The organism is Thermaerobacillus caldiproteolyticus (assembly GCF_013761245.1).
Classification (GTDB): Bacteria; Bacillota; Bacilli; order Bacillales; family Anoxybacillaceae; genus Thermaerobacillus; species Thermaerobacillus caldiproteolyticus.
In genome coordinates this window covers 1-5,116 of the sequence record NZ_JACDUT010000026.1, presented here as the reverse complement: position 1 = coordinate 5,116, position 5,116 = coordinate 1, and the positions used below count along the sequence as shown (strand labels likewise).

Here is a 5,116-nt window from a genome sequence, read left to right as displayed (position 1 = left end):
CATTCATCCGCTCCTTTGATTCATCTGTTTAGGAGCAGTATAGACAAGAATAGGCATTGGTTAAACATGTCGGAATTTCAAACTGAATTTATATACATCTCGGCTCTGTAACAATCAGCTTTTCACCATTTAAATCCTTGATGCTTACATGGTCGAATCGAACCAAATGGTGGTCTGGTTTCGCAACTAAAACCAATGGTTCTTCTTTTATTGTGATAACATTTAAGTCAGGGTCTTCTTGTTTTTGATCAAGTATGATGGCTAGATCATACTTACCTTCTTTTATCCCTTTTAATAAATCTTTGCAAATCCCTTGTTGAAGCAACAAGTTGACCTTCGGGTGTTTATTTTTGAAAGCTTGTAAATACGGTGGAAGATAAAAACCTGCAATCGATTCGATTGTACCAATGGACAAAGTTCCAGAAAGCTCAGTTTGCTCCGAAAGATTTTGTTTGGCTTCCTCCAGCAATCTAATAATTTTGTTTGCATATTCTAACAATTGTACGCCTGCTTGGGTTAGTTTGATTTTTCCTCCCCAACGTTCGAATAAAATAACCCCAAATTCTTCCTCTAACTTTTTGATTTGCGTAGTTACGCTTGATTGAGCATATCCCAACATTTCCCCTGCTTTCGTAAAACTGTTCCATTTAGCCACTTCACGGAACGTTTGTAAATAATCCACATTCATCCCCATCTTGACTCCTATCAAAAATATTGATTTACGGTATCAATTATTATCAATAACACCTATGACCAAATATTTGTAAAATTCATTATAACAGAAATTTTATATAAAGGGAGGACTTTTAATGAAAACAAGCAAGATAAAAACCTATGCTCTTCTTTTTTTAACTACAACCATTTGGGGAGGGGCTTTTATTGCGGGAAAAATTGCAACTGAAAGCTTACATCCAGTCGCAGTTGCCTTTTTCCGCTTTTTTGGAGCAAGCCTCATTTTATTTCCTTTGATGTGGTGGAAAGAACCGAAACAACCAGTTCCGACGAAAAAGGACTGGGGAATGTTTGCGTTGCTTGGTCTTACGGGGATTTTTTTGTATAACATTTGTTTTTTTATAGCAACTAAATATGCACCTATTGTAAAAAGTTCTTTGGTGATCGCTGTAAATGCTCCTTTAATCACGCTATTTTCAGCTATTTTCTTGAAAGAGGAAATAAGCTGGAAGGATATACTTGGAGTGATAACAGCTCTATTTGGTGCTTTATATATCATAACGAATGGACAATTGAGTGTTATTTTGGAACTTGGGTTTGCTCCGATTGATTTGGTTTTAATTTCTGCCTGTCTAAGTTGGAGTATTTATTCAGTGATTGGAAAGGTTGTCATGAAAAAATACAGTCCATTAACTGCAACTACCTATGCAACAGGCTTCGGAACGATATTGTTATCTCCCTTAGCTATTTACTATACCTCTTTGAATTCAATAAAAAGCAGTGGATGGGAGGTCTGGTTAAGCGTACTATATGTAGCTATTATTGTTTCTGCTATTAGCTTTGTTTGGTGGTATAGGGGTATACAAAATGTTGGAGCATCAACAGCATCTGTATTTATCAATGTTATGCCTATATCTGCAACAGTTATGGGAACTGTATTTTTTCATGAACCATTGACAATAACCCATGGTATAGGGGCATTGTTTGTGTTTAGTGGAATCCTTTTTATGATTTATAGTAAACAAAATCAAGAAAATCATATACTGTCGTATAACAAGGGGGAACCGCTATGATGGTTGCAATTGTTTATGGTTTAGTTCTTTCGATTGGATTTTTATCATTGAGAGTTCATTATGATTGTGTTAAATAAGATTTCAGCTTTCGTCATGTGGGAAATAACAATCCATATCGGTTTCTCATTTGCTCAATAGTGTAGCAGATAACGGTGAGGGGGTTCGAGGACGGAAGTATTATTTCAACAAGCAGGAAGTAATGCTTTTCTCGTTGAAGTAAAGGGGAGTTTAGTAAAAAATATTCGGAGATATACGTTCGATTGGAGGAATTTAATTGATGATGATCAAAAATGAAAAAGATATCATTCAACTGATTAAAGAAGACGAGTGGATGATGAATATATTAAGAGCAGTAAAATCATTAAATTTACCTGATTGGTGGGTCTGTGCTGGATTTGTTCGTTCGAAAATATGGGATACGTTACATGGCTTTAAAGAAAGAACTCCTATTCCAGATATTGATGTTATCTATTTTGATGATACCAATATGGAGGAATTAGAAGAAAAAAGATTAGAAATTAGGTTAAGAAATATCCTTCCTGACATTCCTTGGTCAGTGAAAAATGAGGCAAGAATGCACATTGTTAATAACATTCCTCCTTATTCATCTTCCGTAGATGCTATATCAAAGTTTCCAGAAACAGCCACATCTTTAGGTGTAAAATTAGACGAAATGAATGACATCATTTTGGTTGCTCCTTGGGGAGTGGATGATGTGATTAACTTGGAAGTAAAACCGACACCCTATTTTCAAGAATCAAAAGAACGAGCACAAATTTACGAAGAACGGATAATAAAAAAGAACTGGAAAGATATTTGGTATAAGGTTAACGTTTTTCATATTGACACTTCTTATTAAACGCTCATGTAAGAACAGCATTTCTTATACAATCTGTGGCGCTACGTTCATAGCACGGTTAGCTAATAGGCAGTTTAGTAGAGCAAAAAAGAGTAATAAGGTTAAAGAACTATTGGGAAAAGTTTATGTTTTAGCTATGAGTTGAGGTGAAATGAATGATTTTGGATTTAAAAGGCGAACCAAAAATGGAACCTATTGTAGGTATGCTGTTTTCGATGGTTGATGGTAATTATAAACGATTAAAATCTATTGTTGCAGGTATGTCTCAGGAAGAATTAGATTATAAAGGTCCAAATCAAGCATATAATAGCACGGCACAATTAATAAGACATTTAGCATATGTGGATCTTAAGTGGGTTTATAGAATCAAGGGGGATCCAGTACCAAAGTTGCTTGAAGAAAAGTATGGGCCAATGTTCGATCAAAACAATCAACTTCCTTTAATTTATGGAATTTCATTGGAAACACTTCTTACTGATTATGATGATGTATTCAATATGTTTCAGTCTGTTTGTTATCAGTTAACTGACAGTGAATTGGATAAAATCGTTGAATATGAAAGCGGAAAAAAAGCAACGATTCGCTGGGGAATTTGGCATATCGCAGACCATAATCGATACCATCAAGCTCATATTAATCAACTTCGTAAATGGTATAAAGCGGAGAAAAATAAGGTGACGGGAACGTTTCAATAAGAACCAAAGAAATCGCCTAAATTTGCTCTTAAAACAACATAAAGTACTGTGAAATCAGTTGGTTAAAGATGCAACAATTAGTTAATGAATGTATTTCAGAAAAACGGTATCGTGTAACTGCTGAATAAACTGGTTCTGATACATATTTGGTGAGACGCTGCAATACAATTATAAAAATATCTAACATGAAGGGAATGCAAATCTGTATTCCCTTGCATTTATTCATTATCGACAAGAAATTCTTTTATAGATTCTTTAAAACTAAAGATTTCAAGTATAGGATAGTTTTTTTGAGAAATATTGATACCGTATTCAGGTGAGCTTTTTTGGCTTGGCTTATCATAATTTCTATCTACAAATACTTCATTCGGCACTTCCCAAGCTCTTGCTGGTATCAGAAATATGTCTGGCAGTTTCCCAACTTCAAAAATTAATAGAGTTAGATACAAATTTTTATTAGTTATATCGAACTTGCTCTTTGGTATAAAGACATAGCCTTTTCCTCTTAACGACTTTACTTGTATTTCACAAAACCGGCCGTTTTTATCTTTAACGATAAAATCGACACCATGGTCATCTACTTCTGTCGTATAGACTTCTAATCCATACGAAGCAAACTCCATTTTTGCAAAATATTCAGCATATCTTCCTAATTGTAAAGAACTGAGCTTTGTCCAATCTGTATTTGGCATAGTGTACCCCCTACTGCTCTCTTTTTTATCATAACATAAAATGGTTATATAAGTGAAAATACGGAAATGGATGAATGAAGGATTACCAGAAATGGAGAATAAGAGAGTTATTTTTGTCATATTGCTGGGAGAATGATAAATGGGCTGATTTAGTATATGAAAAGTTGAGGGAATCTGAAGGAATCGAAATGAAAAGAGACAAAAGGGAAATCGATTATTCTGAAGATATTGTAGAGTTTATGGACAGTATTAGGAATGCATGTATGAAGTTTCTCCAATTATCAAGGACTACGATTATGTAGATAAGATTACGCCTATTATTGAGAATACATCAATTTATAGTGTAGAAAGCAGGATGAAATACAGATTACTTGAACGAAGAAACGCTAATATACACTTGATTCGAGAGGTGAAAAAGCAAAAAAATTCCAGGTAATATTAAAAAGTTAAAATTAGTGAAGGAGATGAAAAAATGATTATAAGAGAAGCAGCTCTATCTGATGCAGAAGGTATAGCTAAGGTACACGTTGATTGTTGGAGAACCACCTATAAAAATATTATCTCTGATGATTTCTTAAATAAACTTTCATACGAACAGAGAACAAAACTATGGGTTCAAAATATTTCAAGGGAAGATAATTATGTATATGTTGCGGAAAATGAAGAAGGGAAAATCATTGGCTTCACAGATGGGGGGAAAGAGAAATCAGGAAAATATCCGGGTTATGATGGAGATGTAACCTCCATTTATATCTTAAAAGAGTACCAAGGCTTGGGAATAGGTAGGAAATTATTAAGGCAGCTCTTTAAAAAATTCATCAGTTTAAATATACACTCCGCCATTGTATGGGTGTTAAAAGATAATAATTCTCGTTTTTTCTATGAGAGATTGGGAGCAAAAATAGTGGTTGATAATGAGCTTATAAAAATTGGTAACGATAATTTAAAACTAATGGCTTACGGATGGGAAAGTATTGATAAAGTATAGTATTAAGATGGTGTTGCAAAACTAGAGTAAAAACTCAAAATTGTGCATAATAATGCATAATTGTACATGCAGTAAATAGCGATGAAACCCATACCAACGTGGCTGTTCTAGTCCATCATTCTTTAATTGATTGAATG

General features: G+C 34.1%; 6 protein-coding genes and 1 pseudogene. 4 read left to right on the top strand and 3 right to left on the bottom strand.

What is annotated here, in order from left to right; translation table 11 throughout:
* Positions 1 to 88 precede the first annotated feature (88 nt).
* Positions 89 to 688, bottom strand: a complete 600-nt coding sequence (locus tag HNR31_RS18375) for a LysR family transcriptional regulator (protein ID WP_258561127.1) — start codon at positions 686 to 688, stop codon at positions 89 to 91.
* A 121-nt stretch (positions 689 to 809) separates the two neighbouring features.
* Between HNR31_RS18375 and HNR31_RS18370 the strand changes: the two genes are divergently transcribed.
* From HNR31_RS18370 to HNR31_RS18360, 3 genes are all read left to right on the top strand, one after another.
* Entirely contained in the window at positions 810 to 1,745 is a 936-nt protein-coding gene (locus tag HNR31_RS18370; protein ID WP_181557612.1) for a DMT family transporter, read from the top strand.
* Between the two features lie 277 nt (positions 1,746 to 2,022).
* Positions 2,023 to 2,604 carry a nucleotidyltransferase family protein gene (locus tag HNR31_RS18365; protein ID WP_181557611.1) on the top strand — a complete coding sequence of 194 codons (582 nt, stop codon included), beginning with the start codon at positions 2,023 to 2,025 and terminating at the stop codon, positions 2,602 to 2,604.
* Between the two features lie 155 nt (positions 2,605 to 2,759).
* Entirely contained in the window at positions 2,760 to 3,299 is a 540-nt protein-coding gene (locus tag HNR31_RS18360; RefSeq protein ID WP_181557610.1) for a DinB family protein, read from the top strand.
* A 218-nt stretch (positions 3,300 to 3,517) separates the two neighbouring features.
* Here HNR31_RS18360 and HNR31_RS18355 read toward each other — a convergent pair whose 3' ends face one another.
* Positions 3,518 to 3,991: a DUF4365 domain-containing protein gene (locus HNR31_RS18355; RefSeq protein ID WP_181557609.1), complete on the bottom strand. Its 474-nt coding sequence runs from the start codon at positions 3,989 to 3,991 to the stop codon at positions 3,518 to 3,520.
* A gap of 472 nt (positions 3,992 to 4,463) precedes the next feature.
* Between HNR31_RS18355 and HNR31_RS18345 the strand changes: the two genes are divergently transcribed.
* Entirely contained in the window at positions 4,464 to 4,979 is a 516-nt protein-coding gene (locus HNR31_RS18345) for a GNAT family N-acetyltransferase (RefSeq protein ID WP_181557607.1), read from the top strand.
* Between the two features lie 21 nt (positions 4,980 to 5,000).
* Here HNR31_RS18345 and HNR31_RS19060 read toward each other — a convergent pair.
* Positions 5,001 to 5,116: pseudogene (locus tag HNR31_RS19060) on the bottom strand (ISNCY family transposase); the annotation flags it as partial.